The 20214-nt window shown below is 64.2% G+C and carries 17 protein-coding genes; 11 read left to right on the top strand and 6 right to left on the bottom strand.

Annotation, left to right across the window (positions count from 1 at the left end; all coding sequences use genetic code 11):
• Window positions 1–127: 127 nt before the first annotated feature.
• The 5 genes from FNL56_RS16170 (at window position 128) to hflX (ending at window position 6553) form a co-directional block, all read left to right on the top strand.
• Window positions 128–2413 carry a sensor histidine kinase NtrY-like gene (locus FNL56_RS16170; RefSeq protein WP_143578597.1) on the top strand — a complete coding sequence of 762 codons (2286 nt, stop codon included), beginning with the start codon at window positions 128–130 and terminating at the stop codon, window positions 2411–2413.
• 17 nt (window positions 2414–2430) lie between these two features.
• Window positions 2431–3801 carry a nitrogen assimilation response regulator NtrX gene (gene ntrX / locus FNL56_RS16165; protein ID WP_143573971.1) on the top strand — a complete coding sequence of 457 codons (1371 nt, stop codon included), beginning with the start codon at window positions 2431–2433 and terminating at the stop codon, window positions 3799–3801.
• A gap of 55 nt (window positions 3802–3856) precedes the next feature.
• Complete coding sequence (locus FNL56_RS16160; protein WP_143573970.1) at window positions 3857–4714, top strand: D-amino-acid transaminase; 858 nt, start codon at window positions 3857–3859, stop codon at window positions 4712–4714.
• Between the two features lie 187 nt (window positions 4715–4901).
• Window positions 4902–5150, top strand: coding sequence for an RNA chaperone Hfq (gene hfq, locus FNL56_RS16155; RefSeq protein ID WP_143573969.1), 249 nt, complete (start codon window positions 4902–4904; stop codon window positions 5148–5150).
• 11 nt (window positions 5151–5161) lie between these two features.
• Window positions 5162–6553 carry a GTPase HflX gene (gene hflX / locus FNL56_RS16150; RefSeq protein WP_143573968.1) on the top strand — a complete coding sequence of 464 codons (1392 nt, stop codon included), beginning with the start codon at window positions 5162–5164 and terminating at the stop codon, window positions 6551–6553.
• A 293-nt stretch (window positions 6554–6846) separates the two neighbouring features.
• Here hflX and mazG read toward each other — a convergent pair whose 3' ends face one another.
• A complete protein-coding gene (mazG, locus tag FNL56_RS16145) occupies window positions 6847–7680 on the bottom strand; it encodes a nucleoside triphosphate pyrophosphohydrolase (RefSeq protein ID WP_143582140.1) in 834 nt (277 codons plus the stop codon).
• 104 nt (window positions 7681–7784) lie between these two features.
• Between mazG and queC the strand changes: the two genes are divergently transcribed.
• From queC to FNL56_RS16115, 6 genes are all read left to right on the top strand, one after another.
• Complete coding sequence (gene queC / locus FNL56_RS16140; RefSeq protein WP_143573966.1) at window positions 7785–8501, top strand: 7-cyano-7-deazaguanine synthase QueC; 717 nt, start codon at window positions 7785–7787, stop codon at window positions 8499–8501.
• Window positions 8502–8623: 122 nt separating this feature from the next.
• Window positions 8624–9328, top strand: a complete 705-nt coding sequence (locus FNL56_RS16135; protein WP_441351303.1) for a hypothetical protein — start codon at window positions 8624–8626, stop codon at window positions 9326–9328.
• 188 nt (window positions 9329–9516) lie between these two features.
• The gene (locus tag FNL56_RS16130; RefSeq protein ID WP_168202949.1) at window positions 9517–9939 is read left to right on the top strand and encodes an SgcJ/EcaC family oxidoreductase; all 423 of its coding nucleotides are present in this window, start codon (window positions 9517–9519) and stop codon (window positions 9937–9939) included.
• Between the two features lie 525 nt (window positions 9940–10464).
• Window positions 10465–11484, top strand: a complete 1020-nt coding sequence (locus tag FNL56_RS16125) for a TRAP transporter substrate-binding protein (RefSeq protein WP_143573963.1) — start codon at window positions 10465–10467, stop codon at window positions 11482–11484.
• 6 nt (window positions 11485–11490) lie between these two features.
• The gene (locus FNL56_RS16120; protein ID WP_143578005.1) at window positions 11491–13377 is read left to right on the top strand and encodes a TRAP transporter large permease; all 1887 of its coding nucleotides are present in this window, start codon (window positions 11491–11493) and stop codon (window positions 13375–13377) included.
• Between the two features lie 117 nt (window positions 13378–13494).
• Window positions 13495–15144, top strand: coding sequence for an acyl-CoA synthetase (locus FNL56_RS16115; protein WP_143578004.1), 1650 nt, complete (start codon window positions 13495–13497; stop codon window positions 15142–15144).
• A gap of 137 nt (window positions 15145–15281) precedes the next feature.
• On the opposite strand, the gene FNL56_RS16110 is transcribed toward FNL56_RS16115, so the two are convergent.
• The 5 genes from FNL56_RS16110 to tmk are packed head-to-tail and all read right to left on the bottom strand — an operon-like array spanning window position 15282 to window position 20213.
• Window positions 15282–16079: an MBL fold metallo-hydrolase gene (locus tag FNL56_RS16110; RefSeq protein ID WP_143573960.1), complete on the bottom strand. Its 798-nt coding sequence runs from the start codon at window positions 16077–16079 to the stop codon at window positions 15282–15284.
• Entirely contained in the window at window positions 16076–16867 is a 792-nt protein-coding gene (locus tag FNL56_RS16105; protein WP_143573959.1) for a TatD family hydrolase, read from the bottom strand. The genes FNL56_RS16110 and FNL56_RS16105 overlap by 4 nt, the downstream gene beginning before the upstream one ends.
• 4 nt (window positions 16868–16871) lie before the next feature.
• The gene (gene metG / locus FNL56_RS16100) at window positions 16872–18434 is read right to left on the bottom strand and encodes a methionine--tRNA ligase (protein WP_143578002.1); all 1563 of its coding nucleotides are present in this window, start codon (window positions 18432–18434) and stop codon (window positions 16872–16874) included.
• Window positions 18435–18489: 55 nt separating this feature from the next.
• Window positions 18490–19539 (bottom strand): DNA polymerase III subunit delta', encoded by a 1050-nt coding sequence (locus FNL56_RS16095; RefSeq protein WP_143573957.1) that lies wholly within the window; start codon window positions 19537–19539, stop codon window positions 18490–18492.
• Entirely contained in the window at window positions 19536–20213 is a 678-nt protein-coding gene (gene tmk / locus FNL56_RS16090) for a dTMP kinase (RefSeq protein WP_143573956.1), read from the bottom strand. Before tmk ends, FNL56_RS16095 begins: the two co-directional genes overlap by 4 nt.
• Between the last annotated feature and the right edge of the window lies 1 nt (window position 20214).

The raw sequence follows: 20214 nt of genomic DNA, 5'->3' as shown, positions 1-20214 counted from the left end.
GAATTGTCGTAATTGAGCAACAATGTTGTACGATTGCATCAGTGCGCTGTCGGTGCATCGATAGCGGCCAGGCGTTCACGCTCACCAAAATTCCGGAATGACCAGCGCAGCAACGTCCGCAAACATGATGACCGGCGCCGCAACGCCGGCCCCCGCCGATCCATTGTCGGCGACGGAGCCGCGGCGGTCACCGCTGCGCCGATGGTTCGTGCCGGCCGCCGTCGTGCTGGCGCTATTGTCGGCGTTCCTGACCTTCGTGGTGCTGAACGGTCTGGCGCCGATCTCGCCGACCCACGAGGTGGTGGTCACCTTCCTGCTGATCAATGCCGGCACCGTCTTCCTGCTGCTGCTGATCATTGCCCGCGAGGTCTGGAAAGTCGTGCAGGCCCGCCGCCGCGGTCGCGCCGCGGCACGGCTGCATGTCCAGATCGTCAGCCTGTTCTCGGTGATCGCGGTGATTCCTGCGGTGCTGGTGTCGATCGTCGCCAACGTCACGCTGGACCGCGGCCTTGACCGGCTGTTCTCCGGGCCGACGCGTGCGGTGATCCAGAATTCGCTGATCGTCGCCAATGCCTATTTGCACGAGCACGCGCAGTTGATCCGCGGCGACATTCTCGGCATGGCCAACGACATCTCGCTGGCGCGGCCGCTGTTCGACCAGGACCGCGGCACCTTTCTCAGCGTGCTGAAAGCCAGCGCCGCGTCGCGCAATTTGCCGGGGGCAATGATCCTCGACAAGGACAGCAATCTGATCGAGCCCGCCAATACCGGCATGAAACAGGCGTTCACCACGCCGGCGCCGGAGTTTCTCAAGAACGTCGATGACAGCGAGCCGCAGATCGCGGTGTTCATCGAGGCGAATTATGTCGCTGCCGTGATCCGGCTGCGCGCCTTCGACGACACGTTTCTCTACGTGGCGCGGCTTCTCGACCCCCGCGTCGTCGCGCAACTGCGGCAGACCCAGGCCAGCGTCGCCGAATATGCCGACATCGAGGCGCGGCGCCTGGGCATCCAGGTCGCCTTCGTGCTGATGTTCACCGTGATCGCCCTGACGGTGCTGATGTCCGCGGTGCTGATCGGGCTGAATTTCGCCAACTGGCTGGTGGCGCCGATCCGCCGCCTGATGGGCGCGGCCAATGCGGTATCGGCCGGCGACCTGCATGTCCAGGTGCCGGTGATCCAGTCGGAGGGCGACCTTGCCCATCTCGGCGAGACCTTCAACACGATGACCCAGGAGTTGCGCACCCAGCGCGACGAACTGGTGTCCGCCTCCGACGTCATCGACAGCCGCCGCCGTTTCATCGAGGCGGTGCTGTCGTCGGCCAGCGCCGGCATCATCGGCGTCGACGGGGCAGGCCGGGTCGGCATTCTCAACCGCTCCGCCGAAAAGCTGATCGGCCATTCGGAGTCCGAGACGCTCGGCCATTCGCTGTCGGAGGTGGTGCCCGAGCTCGACGAGATGATGCAAAATGCGCGCGAGGGCTCGCAGCGGCTGGTGCAGGGCCAGATCACGATTACCCGCGACAGCCAGGAACGCGTGTTGTCGGTGCGGATCAGCGCCGAACAGACCAGCCAGTCGCGCGACAGCTACATCATCACGCTGGACGACATCACCGAACTGGTGTCCGCGCAGCGCACCTCGGCCTGGGCCGACGTCGCCCGCCGCATCGCGCACGAGATCAAGAACCCGCTGACGCCGATCCAGCTCTCGGCCGAGCGCATCAAGCGCAAATTCGGCAAGGTGATTATCGCCGACAAGGCGATCTTCGAGCAATGCACCGACACCATCATCCGCCAGGTCGACGACATCCGGCGCATGGTCGATGAATTCTCGAAGTTTGCGCGGATGCCGAAGCCGGTGATCGAGGGCGAGGACGTCGCCGACACCGTGCGCCAGGTCGTGTTCCTGATGCGCGTCGGCCATCCCGACGTCGAGATTGAGACCGAAATCCGGGACGAGCCGATGCGGGCGCGATTCGACCGCCGGCTGATCTCGCAGGCGCTGACCAACATCATCAAGAACGCCACCGAGGCGATCGAGGTGGTGCCCGCGGAAACGCTCGGAAAGGGTCGCATTGAGGTCATCGCTTTCAGGGAGAACGAAGACATCGTGATTGACGTGATCGACAATGGCATCGGCCTGCCGACCGTCAGCCGCTCGCGGCTGCTGGAGCCCTATGTCACGACCCGCGAGAAGGGCACCGGCCTCGGGCTGGCAATCGTGGGTCGGGTGCTGGAAGATCACGGCGGCCGAATCGAACTCAACGACGCCTCGAACATTCGTCCGGGCGCCCGCGGCGCCTGGATGCGATTGCGGTTTGCGATTTCGGGGCAAAAGCCGGACGCCGAAGCCACCGAACCTGAAGCGCCGCCAGCGAACAAACCAACACCCGAAACCGTCTCCGGCAGCTGACAGACAGAGCTTGAATCATGGCCAATGACATTCTGATCGTCGATGACGAAGCCGACATCCGCGACCTTGTCGCGGGCATTCTCGACGACGAGGGATTCTCCACGCGCACGGCGCGCGACAGCGATTCGGCGCTCGGCGAAATCTCCAATCGCCGGCCCAATATGGTATTCCTCGACATCTGGCTGCAGGGCAGCAAGCTCGACGGGCTGCAACTGCTTGAGCAGATCAAGCGCGACCACTCCGAATTGCCGGTCGTGATGATCTCCGGCCACGGCAACATCGAGACCGCGGTCGCGGCGATCAAGCGCGGCGCCTATGACTTCATCGAAAAACCGTTCAAGGCCGACCGGCTGATCCTGGTCGCCAACCGCGCGCTGGAAACCTCCAGGCTGAAGCGTGAGGTCAAGGAGCTGAAGCAACTGGCGCCGGTGGCGAGCTCGCTGACCGGCCGTTCCGCCGCGATGAACCAGTTGCGCCAGACCATCGATCGCGCCGCCAAGGCCAACAGCCGCATCCTGATCGTCGGCCCCTCCGGCGCCGGCAAGGAACTGGCCGCGCGCACGCTGCACAACGCCTCCCAGCGTTCCGAAGGCCCGTTCGTCGTCATCAATGCGGCGGCGATCACGCCGGAGCGGATGGAGCTCGAACTGTTTGGCATCGAGCAGTCGAACGGCGAACAGGCGCGCAAGGCCGGCGCGCTCGAAGAGGCCCATGGCGGCACGCTGTTCCTCGACGAAATCGGCGATCTGCCGCGCGAGACCCAGAACAAGATTCTTCGCGTCCTTGTCGATCAGACCTTCACGCGGGCAGGGGGCACCACCAAGGTGCATGTCGACGTCCGCATCATTTCCTCGACCGCGCGTAATCTCGAGGAAGAGATCGCGGAGGGTCGTTTCCGCGAGGACCTCTATCATCGGCTGTCCGTGGTCCCGATCCGGGTGCCGCCTTTGTCCGAGCACCGCGAGGATATTCCGGATCTGATCGAATATTTCATGGAGCAGATCTCGGTCGCCACGGGTCTACCCAAGCGCCAGATCGGTCAGGACGCGATGGCCGTGCTGCAATCGCACGTCTGGCCCGGCAATGTCCGCCAGCTCCGCAATAACGTCGAGCGTGTCATGATTCTCGCCGGCGGCGGCCCGGAGGTGATCATCACCGCCGACATGCTGCCGCAGGATGTCGGCTCGATGGTGCCGTCGATGCCGACCAGCAATAATGGCGAGCACATCATGGGCCTGCCGCTGCGCGAAGCCCGCGAAGTGTTCGAGCGCGATTATCTGATCGCGCAGATCTCGAGGTTCTCGGGTAACATCTCACGCACTGCCGAATTCGTCGGCATGGAGCGCTCGGCGCTGCACCGCAAGCTCAAGGCCCTCGGCGTCGGTTAAACACCACTCCCACCATCGCATCCCACCATCGCACCAGCCATCAACGGGAAGTCCCATGTCGCGCATTGCCTATGTGAACGGTCATTACACCCCTCTGCGCGACGCCGCCGTCAACGTCGAGGACCGCGGCTACCAGTTCGCCGACGGCATCTACGAGGTCTGCGAGATCGTCGGCGGCAAGATGGTCGATTTCCCTCGACACATGGCGCGGATGCAGCGCTCATTGCGCGAATTGCGGATCGCCGAAGCGATGCCGCTGGCCTCGCTCAAGGTCGTGATGCAGGAGGTGGTCCGCCGCAACCGCATCCGCTACGGCATCGTCTATCTGCAGATATCGCGCGGCGTCGCGCATCGCGACCACGGCTTTCCGGCGCCCGAAGTGAAGCCCAGCTTGGTCGTCACCGCCAAGTCGCTGAATTTCGCCAGGAACCAGGCCCAGGCCGAGCGCGGCGTGAAGGTCATCACCACCGCCGAGAATCGCTGGCCGCGGGTCGATATCAAGACCGTGGGCCTGTTGCCCAACGTGCTGGCGCGCCAGGAAGCGCGCGACAAGGGCGCCTATGAGGCCTGGTACGTCGACGGCAACGGATTCGTCACCGAGGGCGCCTCGTGCAATGCTTGGATCGTGACCAAAGACGGCAAGGTCGTGACCCGCACGGCTACCTCCGGCATTCTCGCCGGCATCACCCGCGCGGTGCTGATCGACGTGCTGGCAGCGATGCAACTAACGCTGGAAGAGCGCAATTTCACGCCGGACGAGGCGTATCACGCAACCGAGGCTTTCGTGTCCTCGGCTTCCCAGATCGTCATGCCCGTCGTCAACATCGACGGCCACGCCATCGGCGACGGCAAGCCGGGCGGTATTGCCAAGCGGTTGCGTGAGGAATTCCATAAGTTTGCGGCCATTTCCTGAGAATTGACCGGGTTTTGGGCCGGCGCCAACTGTTCTGACTTGCCTAAAAAGCGCGCCTGCCATCTAATCATTTCGTCGTGTGCCCGGAGGGGGATCTCAGGGGAAAGCACGGCAGCGAGGAGATGCCCCGTAGAGGGCGGGCCTGGTTTAAAAATAAAAGATGCAATCAGACTGCGGGATAAAAACAATGGCGGCCGACCGCGCACAAAACCTACAAGACACGTTCCTCAATCACGTTCGCAAAACAAAAACGCCTTTGACGATCTTTCTGGTGAACGGAGTGAAGCTTCAGGGGATCGTCACATGGTTCGACAATTTCTGTCTGCTGCTCCGTCGCGATGGCCATTCGCAGCTTGTCTACAAGCACGCGATTTCGACCATCATGCCGGGTGCACCGATTCAGTTGTTCGAAGGCGGCGAAGATGCACCAACGTGAGATTGATTTAATTGGAACATAAAAGCTTCGATGGGGCTGCCGACCGACCACGGCCGGCGCCGGGTGAATCGACGGGACGGGTGGTTGTCATCGGTCCCTATCTGCGGGAACGGCGCGGCAATGCCGATACGCAGGCGGACAGCCATGTCCGCGATTCCGAAGCGCGGCTCGAGGAAGCCACTGGCCTCGCCCGTGCCATCGGCCTGACCATCGCCGAAGCCGTGGCGGCGCCGCTCGGCCAGATCCGCCCCGCGACCTATCTCGGCAAGGGCAAGGTCGAGGAAATTCTCGGCCTGATAACCGGCCACGACATCGAGCTGGTGGTAATGGATTGCGCTCTGTCGCCGATCCAGCAGCGCAACCTCGAGAAGGAATGGAACACCAAGGTGCTCGACCGCACCGGCCTCATTCTGGAAATCTTCGGCCGCCGCGCCAAGACGAAGGAGGGCACGCTGCAGGTCGAACTCGCCCATCTCAATTACCAGCGCAGCCGTCTGGTGCGGTCCTGGACCCATCTGGAGCGCCAGCGCGGCGGCTTCGGCTTCATGGGCGGCCCCGGCGAGACCCAGATCGAGGCCGATCGTCGCCTGATCGGCGATCGCATCACGCGCATCGAGAACGAGATCAAGAAGGTTCAGGCGACGCGCCGGCTGCACCGTGCCGGGCGGCAACGCGTGCCATATCGGGTGGTGGCGCTGGTCGGCTACACCAATGCCGGCAAGTCGACGCTATTCAACCGTCTGACGCATGCCGACGTCACCGCCGAGGATATGCTGTTCGCGACGCTGGACCCGACGCTGCGCGCGTTGACGCTGCCGCATGGCGGCAAGGCGATGCTGTCGGACACGGTCGGCTTCATCTCCAACCTGCCGACGCAACTCGTGGCCGCATTCCGTGCCACGCTGGAAGAGGTGCTGGAAGCCGATATCATCCTGCATGTCCGCGACATCGCGCATGAGGATGCGGACGCGCAGCAGAGCGACGTCGACAAGGTGCTGCGGCAACTCGGCATCGACACCGACGCCAGCGAACGTATCCTGGAAGTCTGGAACAAGATCGACCGCTTCGATGCCGATCAGCGCGAGAACATCGCCAACATCGCCGCCCGCCGTCCGCCGGAGAAGCCGTGCTTCCTGGTCTCGGCGGAAACCGGCGAGGGCGTTGATGAATTGCTGGCGGCGATCGAGACCCGACTGGCCGCGACGCGCATCACGCTCGACCTGTCGGTCGATGCTTCCGACGGCGCCGGCGTAAGCTGGCTGCATCGCAACGCCGAAGTACTGGTGAAGGAGCTGCACGAAGGCCAGTTCGACATGGTTGTGCGGGTCGACGAGACCAAGCGTGACATCGTCATGAACAAGTTCGGCGCCGTGCTGCATCCGGTGGATGACGCGACGGCGTAAGCACGGCTTGCTTTTGATCGTAGTAAAGTTTGCTCGCAACAGTGCGAGCGGTGGCGGCTCTTTCTTTTCCCTCCCCCCTTGCGGGGAGGGTAGCCCGGCGCAACGAAGAGAAGCCGGGTCGGGTGGGGGTGCCACAAGCGCCGTCGCCCGTGGCAACCCCCACCCCGGCCTCCACTCTCGATGATGCTATCGCATCATCGCTCGTTCGGCCGACCCTCCCCGCAAGGGGGAGGGAGACCACTGGCCTCGCGCTACACAAAATTAGCTGAAGTGTAGTTGCAATCTAGTCTCGCTCACCCGGCCGGGACGACAGCCTCGGTCTTTTTCGCCTCGTCCCACAACGCATCCATCTCTTGCAGCGACGCATCCTGCAGCGTGCGGCCCTGCGCCGCCAGCGCCTGTTCGATATAGCCGAAGCGGCGCTCGAATTTCACATTTGTGCCGCGCAGTGCGAGATCGGGATCGGCGCCGACATGGCGCGCGAGATTGACCAGCGCGAACATCAGGTCGCCGGTCTCGGCCGCGACTTCTTGCGCATCGCCACGATCGAGCGCGGCCTCGATCTCGTCGGCCTCTTCGCGGATCTTTGCCAGCACCGCACGCGGGTCGTTCCAGTCGAAGCCGACGCTGGACGCTTTCCGCTGCAACGCCATCGCCTGGGTCAGCGACGGCTGCCCGGCCTTGATCGAGGCGAGCAAGGAGGAGGGCGCAGCCTTGCCCGCTGGCTGCCGCGCCGCGCGTTCCGCCTTCTCCTCGGCCTTGATCCGCGCCCACGCGCCTTTCACCTCCGCCGGCGTGAGCTTGCCGTCCTTGTCGGCAAACACATGCGGATGCCGCCGGATCATTTTTCGCGTGATCGCCTCGACGACGTCACCGAACGCAAACGCATTCTGCTCCTCGGCCATGCGGGCATGAAACACCACCTGCAATAGCAGGTCGCCGAGCCCTTCGCAGAGATCGCCAAGATCGTGCCTCGCTATGGCGTCGGCGACCTCATAGGCTTCCTCGATGGTGTACGGCGCAATGCTGGCAAAGTTCTGTTCGAGGTCCCACGGGCAACCGGTGACGGGGGTGCGCAGCCGCGCCATGATGTCGATCAGGCCGGCAATATCGCGGGAAGGGGTCATGAGGCACCGAAGCTGGGGGAAGACCCGTCCGGTATGCCGCAGGCAGAAGTAAAAGTCATCGTGGACCGGATTGCGCTTCGCTCCATCCGGGCTACAAGTTCGCCATGACCGACACATTCCCCGACCAAACCGCCCTGGTGCTGTTCTCCGGCGGCCAGGATTCCGCCACCTGCCTGGCCTGGGCGCTGGCGCGCTTTGCCCGCGTCGAGATGCTGGGTTTCAGCTATGGCCAGCGCCATCTGATCGAACTCGACAGCCGCGAAAAGCTGCTTGACGGCCTGCGCGCGCTTGATCCCGATTGGGCGGCCAAGCTCGGCGACAGCCACACGCTGGATATCCCGACGCTGAGCGTGATCTCCGACACCGCGCTGACGCGCGACGTCGCGATCGAGATGGGGGCAGGCGGCCTGCCCAACACCTTCGTGCCCGGCCGTAACCTCGTCTTTCTGACCTTTGCGGCGGCGCTGGCCTATCGCCGCGGCATCACGCACATCATCGGCGGCATGTGCGAGACCGACTATTCCGGCTATCCCGACTGCCGCGACGACACCATCCGCGCGCTGCAGCAGGCGCTCAACCTCGGCATGGACCGGCAATTCCATCTGCACACGCCGCTGATGTGGCGCGACAAGGCGGCGACCTGGGCGCTGGCCGATGAACTTGGCGGGCAGGGCCTCGTTGACCTGATCCGTGAGCATTCCCACACCTGCTATCTCGGCGAGCGGGGCGCCCTGCACGACTGGGGTTACGGCTGCGGCCAGTGCCCAGCCTGCGAGTTGCGCGCCAAGGGCTGGCGTGAGTATTCGGCAACCGCGGCGTAAAGCCCGCTGTGCGTTGCATACGCTAGGGTGCAAATAGAGCTGGCGTCTTTTGTGGACTAAGCTAGTGCTAGCGAATGGCGTACTCAAGATCACGATTGCCGGCGCTTGCGACCCTTGCCGTGATGCTGGCCGGCGCCGGCGCCGCGCACGCCGCCAACGGCGCCTATGCCGTGGACGCCGCGGATATTTCCGACGTTGGTAGCTGCAAGGTCGAGAGCTGGCTCGCTACCGCCACGAATTCGGATTTTTCGGCCGTCGCCAATCCGTCCTGCGTGGCGGAAATCGTGCGCCCGGTCGAACTCAGCGTACTGACCAACCGGTTTCGTGCCGACGGCGACTGGGGCACCAGCGTCACGCCCAAGGCCAAGATCAACCTGATCCCGACCGGAATTGGCAAATTCGGCGTCTCGGCGCTGGGCAGCGTCGCTTTTGACGCCCAGACCGGCCAGACCACGGCGCTGTTCGCGGAAATCCCGGCGACCTACCGGCTGTCGGAAGTCATGCGGATCAATCTCAATGCCGGCTGGCTGTGGGACCGCACCGTCGATCGGCATTATCTGACTTATGGCATCGGCTTCGACTGGAAGCTGACCGATCTGTTCCAGTACACGATCGAGATGTACGGGCAGGCCGGCCCATCCGAAATTCGCAGCGTCGTGCAGCCCAAATTGCAGACCGGCATTCGTTACCGACCGAACGAGATCTTTTCCATCGACGTGATCTACGGCCACAACATCACCGGCGAAAACGCCGACTGGATCACGGTCGGCACGACGGTCCGCTTTCAGCCGACTGACAGAAAGCCCGAGCGCTCCGGGCATCTGTAAACGGACCGAGCGAGCGCGGGCAGGCGGCCTGGTATGGGCACGACAGGTGACCACGCGGCGGGTGGCATGACTTTGCGCGCGATCCGCGAAGCCATCCTCAAATTCCTGTCAATACGTGATATGATGGAACTGTAGAAGTTTCCCTATCCATTTCCACGGAGAGGACGATGCAACGACATGGATTGGCCTTGCTGATATCGCTGGCATCCGCGACCACCGCTGCTGCAGGGGCCGCTGACGAGGCCAACGCGGTGATCGACCAATGGTCTGCGAAATACAGCGCGAATGACACTGCGGGATTGCTGGATCTCTATGCCGCGGACGCGGTCTTGCTCGGCACCACCAGTCCTGTGATTTCGGAAGGGCGCGACGCCATCAAAGAGTACTTCAAGGACCTTCCCGGCAGCGGACGAAAAAATACGATCGTGGAGAGACGCACCATCGTCCTGGACCAGAACGCCGTCGTTGGAACCGGATTTTATCGTTTCGCCAGAGCTGCGGAAAACGATGCGCCGCGACCGTCGCGGTTCACGATGGTTGTTGTGAGGCGCGAGGGCCGCTGGATGATTTTGCATCATCACTCGTCACCGCTGTCGGCGGTTCGGCAGTAGCCGCGCGCCAAACGCCACGTGTACGGAAACGGTGGCATCACGCCGGCGGCCGCTACGGCATGCAGTCTGTCCGGTCGGTGCCACGCCATCGGACGGACGACGACAGGCACGAGCCGCGCAACAGACATGAGCTTTGACAAGAGGGTGTCGGGCGGGGCAGAACGGCAAGTTCATATCCCGGATTCGCATAAGGTATATTATGGAATATATTATCCTCAAATGATCTCAAGGACTTAGTTCAAATTGCGGACAAAGCCAATGGTTGCAGCCTCGTTGCGTGCGGCAGCCTCGCCGCTGCCGTCCATATGGCTGACCACCGAATGGGTTCGGCACCGGCGCTGCCTGGCTGCGTTCGACGCCGCTGCGCCAGCATCGCGCGCGTTGCCATCGTCGTGACCACCTTGCCACGGCGGACTGGCTACCATCCAAAGCCGAAACAACTTGACCGCTCATCGATACCATGATGACCAGACAGCAAGGGATCCCTGAGATCCCAGCCAACAATAAAAGTCAGGGAGAATCCGCATGAGCATTTCACGTCGTACGATATTGAAAGCGTCTGCCGCAGCGACTGTGCTGGGTGGCGTCGGCATGCCGTTCGTGGCGCGCGCCCAGAGCGCCGAATTCGTCTACAAATATGCCAACAACCTGCCCGACACCCATCCGCTCAACGTCCGCGCCCGCGAAATGTCGGCGGCGATCAAGGCCGAGACCCAGGGCCGCGTCGATTTGCAGGTTTTCCCGAACAACCAGCTCGGCTCCGACACCGACATGCTGAGCCAGATCCGCTCCGGCGGCGTCGAGTTCTTCACGTTGTCCGGCCTGATCCTGGCGACCCTGGTGCCGGCGGCCTCGATCAACGGCATCGGCTTCGCGTTCCCGGATTACGACACCGTCTGGAAGGCCATGGACGGCGATCTCGGAGCCTATGTGCGCGGCGAGATCACCAAGGCGAACCTCGTTGTGATGGACAAGATCTGGGACAACGGCTTCCGTCAGACCACGTCGTCGTCGCGGCCGATCAATGGCCCCGAGGACTTCAAGGGCTTCAAGATCCGGGTGCCGGTATCGCCTTTGTGGACCTCGATGTTCAAGGCGTTCGATGCGTCGCCCGCCTCCATCAATTTCAGCGAAGTGTATTCCGCGCTGCAGACGCGGGTCGTCGAGGGCCAGGAAAATCCGCTGGCGCTGATCTCCACCGCCAAGCTGTACGAAGTGCAGAAATACTGCTCGATGACCAACCACATGTGGGACGGTTTCTGGTTCCTCGCCAACCGCCGCGCTTGGGAAAAACTGCCGGCCGACCTGCGCACCATCGTGGCCAAGAACATCAACGCCGCCGCGGTCAACGAGCGCGTCGATACCGCCAAGCTCAACGCCAACGTGCGCGAGGACCTGACCGCCAAGGGCCTGATCTTCAACCAGCCCACCGTGGCGCCGTTCCGCGACAAGCTGCGCCAGGCCGGGTTCTACGCGGAATGGAAGGGCAAATACGGCGAGCAGGCGTGGGAGCTGCTGGAGAAATCCGTCGGCAAGCTGGCGTAGCGCTTCATGGCCCATGCCGATATCGCGGCTCCGGAGGCGGGCGAGGTGACCGCGGAGGTCCCTCGCCCGCGCGCGTTCCTTACCTCGCTGGAGTCGATTCTGGCGCGGCTGGTCGAGGTGCCGGCCGCGCTGCTGGTGGTCGCCGAGATCATCATTTTGTTCGCCGGAGTGGTGGCGCGCTACGTGGTGCACCGACCACTGGTGTGGTCGGACGAACTGGCGTCGATCCTGTTCCTGTGGCTGGCGATGCTGGGCTCGGCGGTCGCGTTCCGGCGCGGCGAGCACATGCGGATGACGGCTTTGGTCGCCATGGCCGGGCCGCGGATTTGGGCTTTCCTCGATGTCGTCGCCACCATCTCGGCGCTGGCCTTCCTGCTGATGATCGTCGCGCCGTCCTACGAATACGCCTATGAGGAAAGCTACATCACCACGCCGGCGCTGCAGATCGCCAACTCGTTCCGCGCCGCCGCGCTGCCGGTCGGCATCACCATCATGGCATTGTTCGCCCTGCTTCGCCTCGCCCGCTACGGCGACCGGCGCACGATGCTGTTGGCGCTGGCGACGGTGATCGCCATCATGGGCGCGTTCTGGCTGGCGCAGCCGCTGCTGCGCACACTCGGCAATCTCAACCTGATCATCTTCTTCGTCGGCGTGGTCGGCCTGTGCGTGTTCGCCGGCGTGCCGATCGCCTTCGGCTTCGGTCTGGCCATCTTCGGCTACATGGCGCTGACCACCAACACGCCGATCATGGTGCTGGTCGGTCGCATGGACGAGGGCATGAGCCATTTGATCCTGCTGTCGGTGCCGCTGTTCGTGTTCCTGGGTCTCTTGATCGAGATGACCGGCATGGCGCGCGCGATGGTCGCGTTTCTCGCCAGCCTTTTGGGCCATGTCCGCGGCGGACTGCATTATGTGCTGATCGGCGCGATGTATCTGGTGTCCGGGATTTCCGGCTCCAAGGCGGCCGACATGGCCGCGGTGGCCCCGGTGCTGTTCCCCGAAATGAAGGCGCGCGGCGCCAAGCCCGGCGATCTGGTCGCCCTGCTCTCGGCGACCGGCGCGCAGACCGAAACCATCCCGCCGAGCCTGGTGCTGATCACCATCGGATCGGTCACCGGCGTGTCGATCTCTGCGCTTTTCACCGGCGGGCTGCTGCCGGGCGTCGTGCTGGCGATCACGCTCGGCGCGCTGGTGTGGTGGCGCTACCGCGACGAGGATCTAAGCCACGTCACACGGGCGTCGGGCCGCGAGATCGGCCGAGCCTTTATCATCTCCCTGCCCGCCATCGCATTGCCGTTCGTGATCCGCGCCGCCGTGGTCGAGGGCGTGGCCACCGCCACCGAAGTCTCCACCATCGGCATCGTCTATGCGGTGCTGGCCGGCCTGCTGATCTATCGCCAGTTCCCGGTGAAGCGGCTGATGCCGATGCTGATCGACACGGCGTGCCTGTCCGGCGCGATCCTGCTGATCATCGGCACGGCGACCGGCATGGCCTGGGGTCTGACGCAGTCCGGTTTTTCGCGCGCGCTGGCCGCCGCCATGACCGGCCTGCCCGGCGGCGGCGCGACCTTCATCGCGGTTTCGATCGTCGCCTTCATCATCCTCGGCAGCGTGCTCGAGGGCATTCCGGCGATCGTCCTGTTCGGGCCGCTGCTGTTCCCGATCGCCCGGCTCGTCGGGGTGCACGAGGTGCATTATGCGATGGTCGTGATCCTGGCGATGGGCATCGGACTGTTCGCGCCGCCGTTCGGCGTGGGGTATTATGCGGCCTGTGCCATCGGGCGAGTCGATCCGGCGGAAGGCATCCGGCCGATCCTTGGCTACCTGCTGGCGCTGCTGGCCGGATTAATCATTGTGGCGATCTTTCCGTGGATCTCGATCGGGTTTCTCTAAAAGATCGCTATTCCAGCTAGTTAATCCGACTTTAAGAGAATCGACTTGAGCTTTCTTGACTCGCTGCCAATCAGATGAATTTATCCGTGTAAGCTACTGCGATTAAAGGAGATTGTTATGGTTGAGTCGCAAGGTGCCTACAGTATCGGCCTTGACCAGAACAAGGCTAACTTCGTCCCGCTGTCGCCGCTGAGCTTTCTGGCGCGCAGCGCGGCGGTCTATCCGGACCACACCAGTACGGTCTATGAGGGCCGCCGCTTCACCTGGGCGCAGACCTATCAGCGCTGCCGGCGGTTTGCTTCGTACCTCGCTGCACGCGGCATCGGCCGCGGCGACACAGTCGCCGCCATGCTGCCGAACCTGCCGGCGATGAACGAAGCCCATTTCGCGGTGCTGATGGCCGGCGCCGTGCTCAACGCGCTGAACATCCGGCTCGACCCCGCCTCGATCGCGTTCCAACTCGACCATGGCGGCGCAAAAATCCTGCTGGTCGATCCGGAGTTCGCCGCCGTTATTACCGACGCGCTGGAACTGATGACGCAGCCGAAGCCTGTCGTGATCGACGTCGATGACGTCGCGTTCGGCCCGTCGGCCGGCATTGGCGAGATCGAATATGAGGACGCCGTAACGTCCGGCGATCCCACCTTCACCAGCCCCTACCCGCTCGACGAATGGGACGCCATTGCGCTGGGTTACACGTCTGGCACCACGGGCAATCCGAAGGGCGTGGTGACGCATCACCGTGGCGCCTATCTCAACGCCGTCTCGAATATCCTCGCCGCTGGCCTCGGCCAGCACCCGGTCTATCTGTGGACGCTGCCGATGTTCCATTGCAACGGCTGGTGCTTCCCGTGGACGCTGGCGGCTACCGCCGGCATCAACGTCTGCCTGCGCAAGGTCGATCCGACCAAAATCTTCGCGCTGATGAAGGAGCATGGCGTCACCCACATGTCCGGCGCGCCGATCGTCTACGCCACGCTGATCAATGCGCCGGATGCGCCGACCTACGCCGGCGGCCGGATGGTGCAGGGCTCGATCGCCGGCGCGCCGCCGCCGATGGCGGTGCTATCGGGCGCCGAGAACATCGGCATCAAGCTGACCCATGTCTACGGCTTGACCGAAGTCTACGGCCCGGCCTCGGTCTGCGCCGAGCAGCCCGGCTGGGACGAGTTGCCTCCCGCCGAGCGCGCCAGGCTGAAGCGCCGGCAGGGCGTGCCCTACCCGCTGCAGGAAGCCGTCACCGTGCTCGATCCCGAAACCATGCGGGAAGTGCCGCGCGACGGCGAGACCATCGGCGAGGTGATGTTCCGCGGCAACATCGTCATGAAGGGCTATCTGAAGAACGAGAAGGCGACCCAGGAGGCGTTCGAAGGCGGCTGGTTCCACACCGGCGACCTCGGTGTGCTCGACGAATTCGGCTACGTCATCATCAAGGACCGCTCCAAGGACATCATCATCTCCGGCGGCGAGAATATCTCGTCGGTCGAGGTCGAGGACGTGCTGTACCGCCATCCCGCGGTGCTGTTCGCCGCCGTGGTGGCGCAGCCCGACGCCAAATGGGGCGAGGTGCCCTGCGCCTTTATCGAGCTGAAGGCGGGGGCGAGTGCGACCGAAGCCGACATCATCGCGTTCTGCCGCGAGCACATGCCGGGCTTCAAGACACCGAAGAAGGTGGTGTTCTCGGCGATTCCGAAGACGTCCACGGGCAAGATTCAGAAGTTCATGCTGCGCGATCAGGCGAAGTCGGCGACGGCGATTTCGGGGTAGAACAGATACATTGTCGTTCCGGGGCGCGAAGGCGCAGCCTGAGCGAACCCGGAACCTCGAGATGGGACGATGAACATGTCGAGGTTCCGGGGTCGCTCGCTGCTGGCGCGCTCGCGCCCCGGAATGACAGTTTGGGGCTACTCGATCACCAGCCGCATTCCGTCATACGCAGGCACCACGCCGTCCGGCAGTTGCTGCTGCAGTTCCTCGTAATCCACATCCGCGGTCATGTTGGTGATCACCGTCCGCTTCGGCTTGAAGCGGGCGACCCACGACAGCGCGTCGGGGATCGAGAAATGGCTGGGGTGCTGGGTGTAGCGCAGCCCGTCGATCACCCAGAGATCGAGGCCCTCGAGCGCCGGCCAACTCTCCTCCGGAATGTCGTGGACGTCGGGCGTGTAGGCGGCGTTGCCGATCCGGTAGCCGAGCGCCGGGATGTTGCCGTGCTGGACCAGGAACGGCGTCAGCGTCAGCGCGCCGCCGGGACCCTCGATGGTGCGGCTCTCGCCGGCCTCGATCGATTTCTGTTCGAGGATCGGAGGGTAGTCGCTGCCCTCCGGCGACGTGAAGCAATAGGAGAACCGCGGCAGGATGTCCCTGGCGGTCGCCTGGTTGAGATGAAACGGAATCCGCCGGCGCTGATGGATGACCACCGAGCGCAAATCGTCGATCCCATGCGTCTGGTCGGCGTGCTCATGGGTCAGGAACACCGCGTCGATGTGATAGACCTGCGCGTCGATCAACTGCTCGCGCAAATCCGGCGAGGTGTCGATCACCACGCGGGTGATGCCGTGTTCGCCCTCTCGCTCCGCCATGATCGAGCAGCGGCGGCGGCGGTTCTTCGGGTTGGTCGGATCGCAGGCACCCCAGCCGAGCGCCGGGCGCGGCACGCCGGCCGACGAGCCGCAGCCGAGAATGGTCAGCGTCACCGTCATGACGCGGCATCCGGCGGCGGCACCTTGCTGAACAGCCGGAAGAAGTTTTCCGTAGTCTGCTTCGATATCTCTTCCAGCGAGACGCCGCGGGTTTCCGCGAGCACCTTCGCGGTCTCGACGACGTAGGCCGGCTCGCAGCGTTTGCCGCGGAATTTGCCGGGCGCCAGATAGGGCGCGTCGGTCTCGACCATGATGCGGTCGGCCGGCAGCTCGGCGGCAAGGTCGCGCAGTTCCTGCGACTTCTTGAAGGTCAGGATGCCGGTAAAGGAGATCGACAGGCCAAGCTCGATCGCCTGCATCGCGAGCTCGCGTCCGCCGGTGTAGCAATGCAGCACCGCGCGGAAGGCGCCCTTCCCCATCTCGTCCTGGAGGATACGGCCGCATTGCTCGTCGGCGACGCGGGTGTGGATCACCAGCGGCAGGCCGGTCGCGCGGGCTGCTGCGATATGCGCGCGAAAGCCGCGCTCCTGCGCTTCGTTGAAATCGGTGCCGTAGAAATTGTCGAGACCCGCTTCTCCGAGTGCAACGACCTTCGGATGCTTGGTCAGCTCGATCAGTTCTTCCGCCGTGATGCCGTCCTCCTCATCCACATGACCGGGGTGCGTGCCGACCGAGCAAAAGACGTTGGGGAAACGCTCGGCGATCGCCAGCAGTCTCGGAAACTGCTTCACCCGTGTCGAGATGGTGACGAGACGGCCGACGCCGGCCGCCTCCGCGCGTGCGACGATGCCGTCAAGTTCGTCGGCAAAGTCCGGGAAGTCGAGATGGCAGTGACTATCGACCAGCATGCGATCAGGCCGCCGGAGTCGGTTCGACGTAGCGCGGAAACACGCCGGTCGGCGTCGGTAGCGTCGCGCCGGACTTCAGCCGCGTCGCCAGCGCCGCGAAGTCGCGCGCGTCCGCGGCCACGCCGAGCACGTCGAGCAGCTTGCCCGCACTGTCCGGTATCGCCGGCTGCGCCAGGATCGCGACCTGCCGCACCACTTCGGCGGTGACGTACAATACGGTGCCCTGCTTCTTCGGATCGGTCTTGGCCAGCGCCCACGGCGCCTCGCCGGCAAAATAGCGGTTGGCTTCCGCGACCACGTTCCACACCGCGTTCAGCGCCTGATGGATCTGCTGCGTCGCCATCGCAGCGCGCGCCAGATCGAGCATGCCGTCGGCCTGCGCCAGGATGGCCTTGTCGTTGTCGCTGAAGTCGCCGGGCTCCGGCAGCACGCCGGCATATTGTTTGGCGATCATCGACAATGATCGCTGCGCCAGATTGCCGAGGTCGTTGGCGAGATCGGCATTGGTGCGGTTTACGATGGCCTCGTGATTGTAGCTGCCGTCCTGGCCGAACGGCACTTCGCGCAGCAGGAAGTAGCGCAGCTGATCGACGCCGTACTGCACAGCCAGATTGAAGGGATCGACGACATTGCCGACCGACTTCGACATCTTCTCGCCCTTGTTGAACAGGAAGCCGTGCGCATAGACGCGCTTCGGCAGCGCGATGCCGGCCGACATCAGGAATGCCGGCCAGTACACCGCGTGGAAGCGGATGATGTCCTTGCCGATGATGTGCGCGTCCGCCGGCCAGTAGCGCCAGTTCGCGTCGCCCTTGTCGGGGAAGCCGACGCCGGTGATGTAGTTGGTCAGCGCATCGACCCAGACATACATCACGTGCTTGTCGTCGCCGGGCACCTTGACGCCCCAGTCGAAGGTGGTGCGCGAGATCGACAGGTCCTTGAGGCCGCCCTTGACGAAGCTCATCACCTCGTTGCGGCGGGTGTCCGGGCCAATAAAGTCCGGCTGCTCCTCATAGAGCTTGAGGAGCTTGTCCTGATAGGACGCGAGCTTGAAGAAGTAGCTCGATTCCTCGACCCATTCGACCGGCGTGCCCTGCGGTCCGCGGCGCACCTTGTCCTCGCCGACTACGGTCTCGTCCTCGGCGTAGTAGGCCTCGTCGCGCACCGAGTACCAGCCGGCGTAAGAGTCGAGATAGATGTCGCCATTGTCCGCCATGCGCTGCCAGATCGCCTGGCTGGAGCGATGGTGCTGTTCCTCCGAGGTGCGGATGAAGCGATCGTAGGAAATGTTGAGGACGCGGTCCATGTCCTTGAACTGCGTGGCGTTGCGCGTCGCCAGCTCCGACGGCGTCAGGCCTTCCTTCACCGCGGTCTGCACCATCTTCTGGCCGTGCTCGTCGGTGCCGGTCAGGAAGAACACATCCTTGCCATCGAGCCGCTGGAAGCGCGCCAGGGCATCGGTCGCGATCGCCTCATAGGCGTGGCCGATATGCGGCACGCCGTTGGGATAGGCAATCGCGGTCGTGATGTAATAGGAGCCGCGGGAATTATTGGTCGCATTCGCCATGACTGCGAAGGCCTTTCATCGCATGTGAAGACAGCACCGGAGCGGCGCGCCGAGATCAGCGCACTGCTTCCGCGAGAAGCCCGAACACCGAGAAAACCAGCGGTTTTCGCTCGAGATTGTAGGATTCGGTCTCGCGCGCGGCACGGTTGATCTTTTCCCATACCTCCGCCAGCCGCGCAAGACGCGGCAGGTTGGCGTTGGCATGGGCGCCGTCGGACCGCATCTGCTCGCCGACCCAGCGATCGACGCTGTCGACGAAGGCCGCCAGGATCGCGCGGTCGCTGCCGCCGAGCGCATCGCCCAGCGCGTGCAGTTCGCGCGGATCGACATGCGGCAGCGTATCGAGCAGGGCAGAAGTGCGCTGGTGCAGTTTCAGTGCGCCGCCGCCAAGCAGGTTGATCGCCCGCGACACCGACCCCTCGGCCGCCTGTGCGGCCTCTTCCAGCAGAGGATCGTGCTGGTCCATCCCGCCGGCCAGCGCGGCGGCATGGACGACGTCGTCGATGGCCAGCGGCCGGAGCGCGAGCTTTCGGCAGCGCGACTGGATGGTCGGCAGCAGCCGCGCGGGCGAACTGGAGAGCAGCAGGAAAAGCGAGCGCTGCGGCGGCTCCTCAAGCACCTTCAAAAGCGCGTTGGCGGCATTGGCGTTCATCTCGTCGACGGTATCGACGATGCACACCCGCCAGCCATCGACCGCCGCGGTCGAGCCGAAGAACGGCACGGTCTTGCGGACCTCGCCGACGGCGACGAAGGTCGGCATCACGCCCTTCTCGTTGACGGTGCGCTCCAGCACCAGCAGCCCGCCATGGGCACCGGACGCGACCTGGCGGGTCACCGGATGCAACGGGTCGATCTCAAGCGTCGTGGCCGCCTGCACCTTGGCAGATAGCGGATCGGAATTTGCGAGCACGAAGCGCGCCATCCGGTAGGCCAGCGTCGCCTTGCCGATGCCCTGCGCGCCGGACATCAGCCAGGCATGCGGAATGCGCCCGCCGCGATAGGCATCCAGCAGCGTCTGCTCGGCGGTGTGATGGCCGAACAGAGCGGTGGTCTCGCGCGGCAGCGGCACGGCCACCTGCGGCTCACTGGTGCGGGCGGCGCTCATGCGGATACGGTCTCGGGTTGGGTAAGCAGCCGCTCGGTCAGCGTCGCCCAGATTTTGCCGGCAACGATGTCGGCGTCGGTATTGGCATCGATCAGCACGCAGCGTTGCGGGGCGTTGACGGCGATCAGTCGAAACGCCTCGCGCAGCTGCTGGTGAAACAGCACGCCCTCGGCCTCGAAGCGATCCGGGGTGCCCTGCCCGCGGCGCGCGGCGGCGCGTTGCATGCCGATCTCGACGGGGACGTCGAGAATGATGGTGAGGTCCGGCTTGAGGCCGCCGATGGTGACGCGCTCCATGGCGTTGAGCAGCGCAGGCGGGACGGAGCCCAACTGGCCCTGATAGGCGCGCGTCGAATCCGAAAAGCGGTCGCACAAAACCCAGACGCCCTGCGCCAGCGCCGGCTCGATCACGGCGTGGACATGGTCGTCGCGCGCGGCGGCAAACAGCAGGGTTTCGGCTTCGGCGCCGAGCAGCTTGCCCATGCCGGACAGCACGACATGGCGGATGATTTCGGCACCGGGCGAACCGCCGGGCTCGCGGGTGACGATGGCGCGAATGCCGGCGGCGTCGAGCCGGTCGGCGAGCAGCCGGATCTGCGTCGACTTGCCGGCGCCTTCACCGCCTTCGAAGGAGATGAAGCGGCCGCGCGAAGCGGCGCATTGGGCATCCATCATC

It is taken from the genome of Tardiphaga sp. vice304 (assembly GCF_007018905.1).
In the GTDB taxonomy this organism is placed as follows: Bacteria; Pseudomonadota; Alphaproteobacteria; order Rhizobiales; family Xanthobacteraceae; genus Tardiphaga.
The sequence above is the reverse complement of the archived record's forward strand: the minus strand, read 5'-3'. Positions and strand labels throughout refer to the sequence as shown.

What these genes read in the sequence shown, in the direction of transcription:
- FNL56_RS16170 (WP_143578597.1), top strand. Translation starts at nt 128, where the DNA reads ATGACCGGCGCCGCAACGCCGGCCCCCGCCGATCCATTGTCGGCGACG.
- metG (WP_143578002.1), bottom strand. Translation starts at nt 18,434, where the DNA reads ATGGCGAATGCGACCAATAATTCCCGCGGCTCCTATTACATCACGACC.
- FNL56_RS16105 (WP_143573959.1), bottom strand. Translation starts at nt 16,867, where the DNA reads ATGCTGGTCGATAGTCACTGCCATCTCGACTTCCCGGACTTTGCCGAC.
- FNL56_RS16120 (WP_143578005.1), top strand. Translation starts at nt 11,491, where the DNA reads ATGGCCCATGCCGATATCGCGGCTCCGGAGGCGGGCGAGGTGACCGCG.
- FNL56_RS16095 (WP_143573957.1), bottom strand. Translation starts at nt 19,539, where the DNA reads ATGAGCGCCGCCCGCACCAGTGAGCCGCAGGTGGCCGTGCCGCTGCCG.
- ntrX (WP_143573971.1), top strand. Translation starts at nt 2,431, where the DNA reads ATGGCCAATGACATTCTGATCGTCGATGACGAAGCCGACATCCGCGAC.
- FNL56_RS16160 (WP_143573970.1), top strand. Translation starts at nt 3,857, where the DNA reads ATGTCGCGCATTGCCTATGTGAACGGTCATTACACCCCTCTGCGCGAC.
- queC (WP_143573966.1), top strand. Translation starts at nt 7,785, where the DNA reads ATGACCGACACATTCCCCGACCAAACCGCCCTGGTGCTGTTCTCCGGC.
- tmk (WP_143573956.1), bottom strand. Translation starts at nt 20,213, where the DNA reads ATGATGGATGCCCAATGCGCCGCTTCGCGCGGCCGCTTCATCTCCTTC.
- FNL56_RS16110 (WP_143573960.1), bottom strand. Translation starts at nt 16,079, where the DNA reads ATGACGGTGACGCTGACCATTCTCGGCTGCGGCTCGTCGGCCGGCGTG.
- FNL56_RS16125 (WP_143573963.1), top strand. Translation starts at nt 10,465, where the DNA reads ATGAGCATTTCACGTCGTACGATATTGAAAGCGTCTGCCGCAGCGACT.
- mazG (WP_143582140.1), bottom strand. Translation starts at nt 7,680, where the DNA reads ATGACCCCTTCCCGCGATATTGCCGGCCTGATCGACATCATGGCGCGG.
- FNL56_RS16115 (WP_143578004.1), top strand. Translation starts at nt 13,495, where the DNA reads ATGGTTGAGTCGCAAGGTGCCTACAGTATCGGCCTTGACCAGAACAAG.
- hfq (WP_143573969.1), top strand. Translation starts at nt 4,902, where the DNA reads ATGGCGGCCGACCGCGCACAAAACCTACAAGACACGTTCCTCAATCAC.
- FNL56_RS16135 (WP_441351303.1), top strand. Translation starts at nt 8,624, where the DNA reads ATGCTGGCCGGCGCCGGCGCCGCGCACGCCGCCAACGGCGCCTATGCC.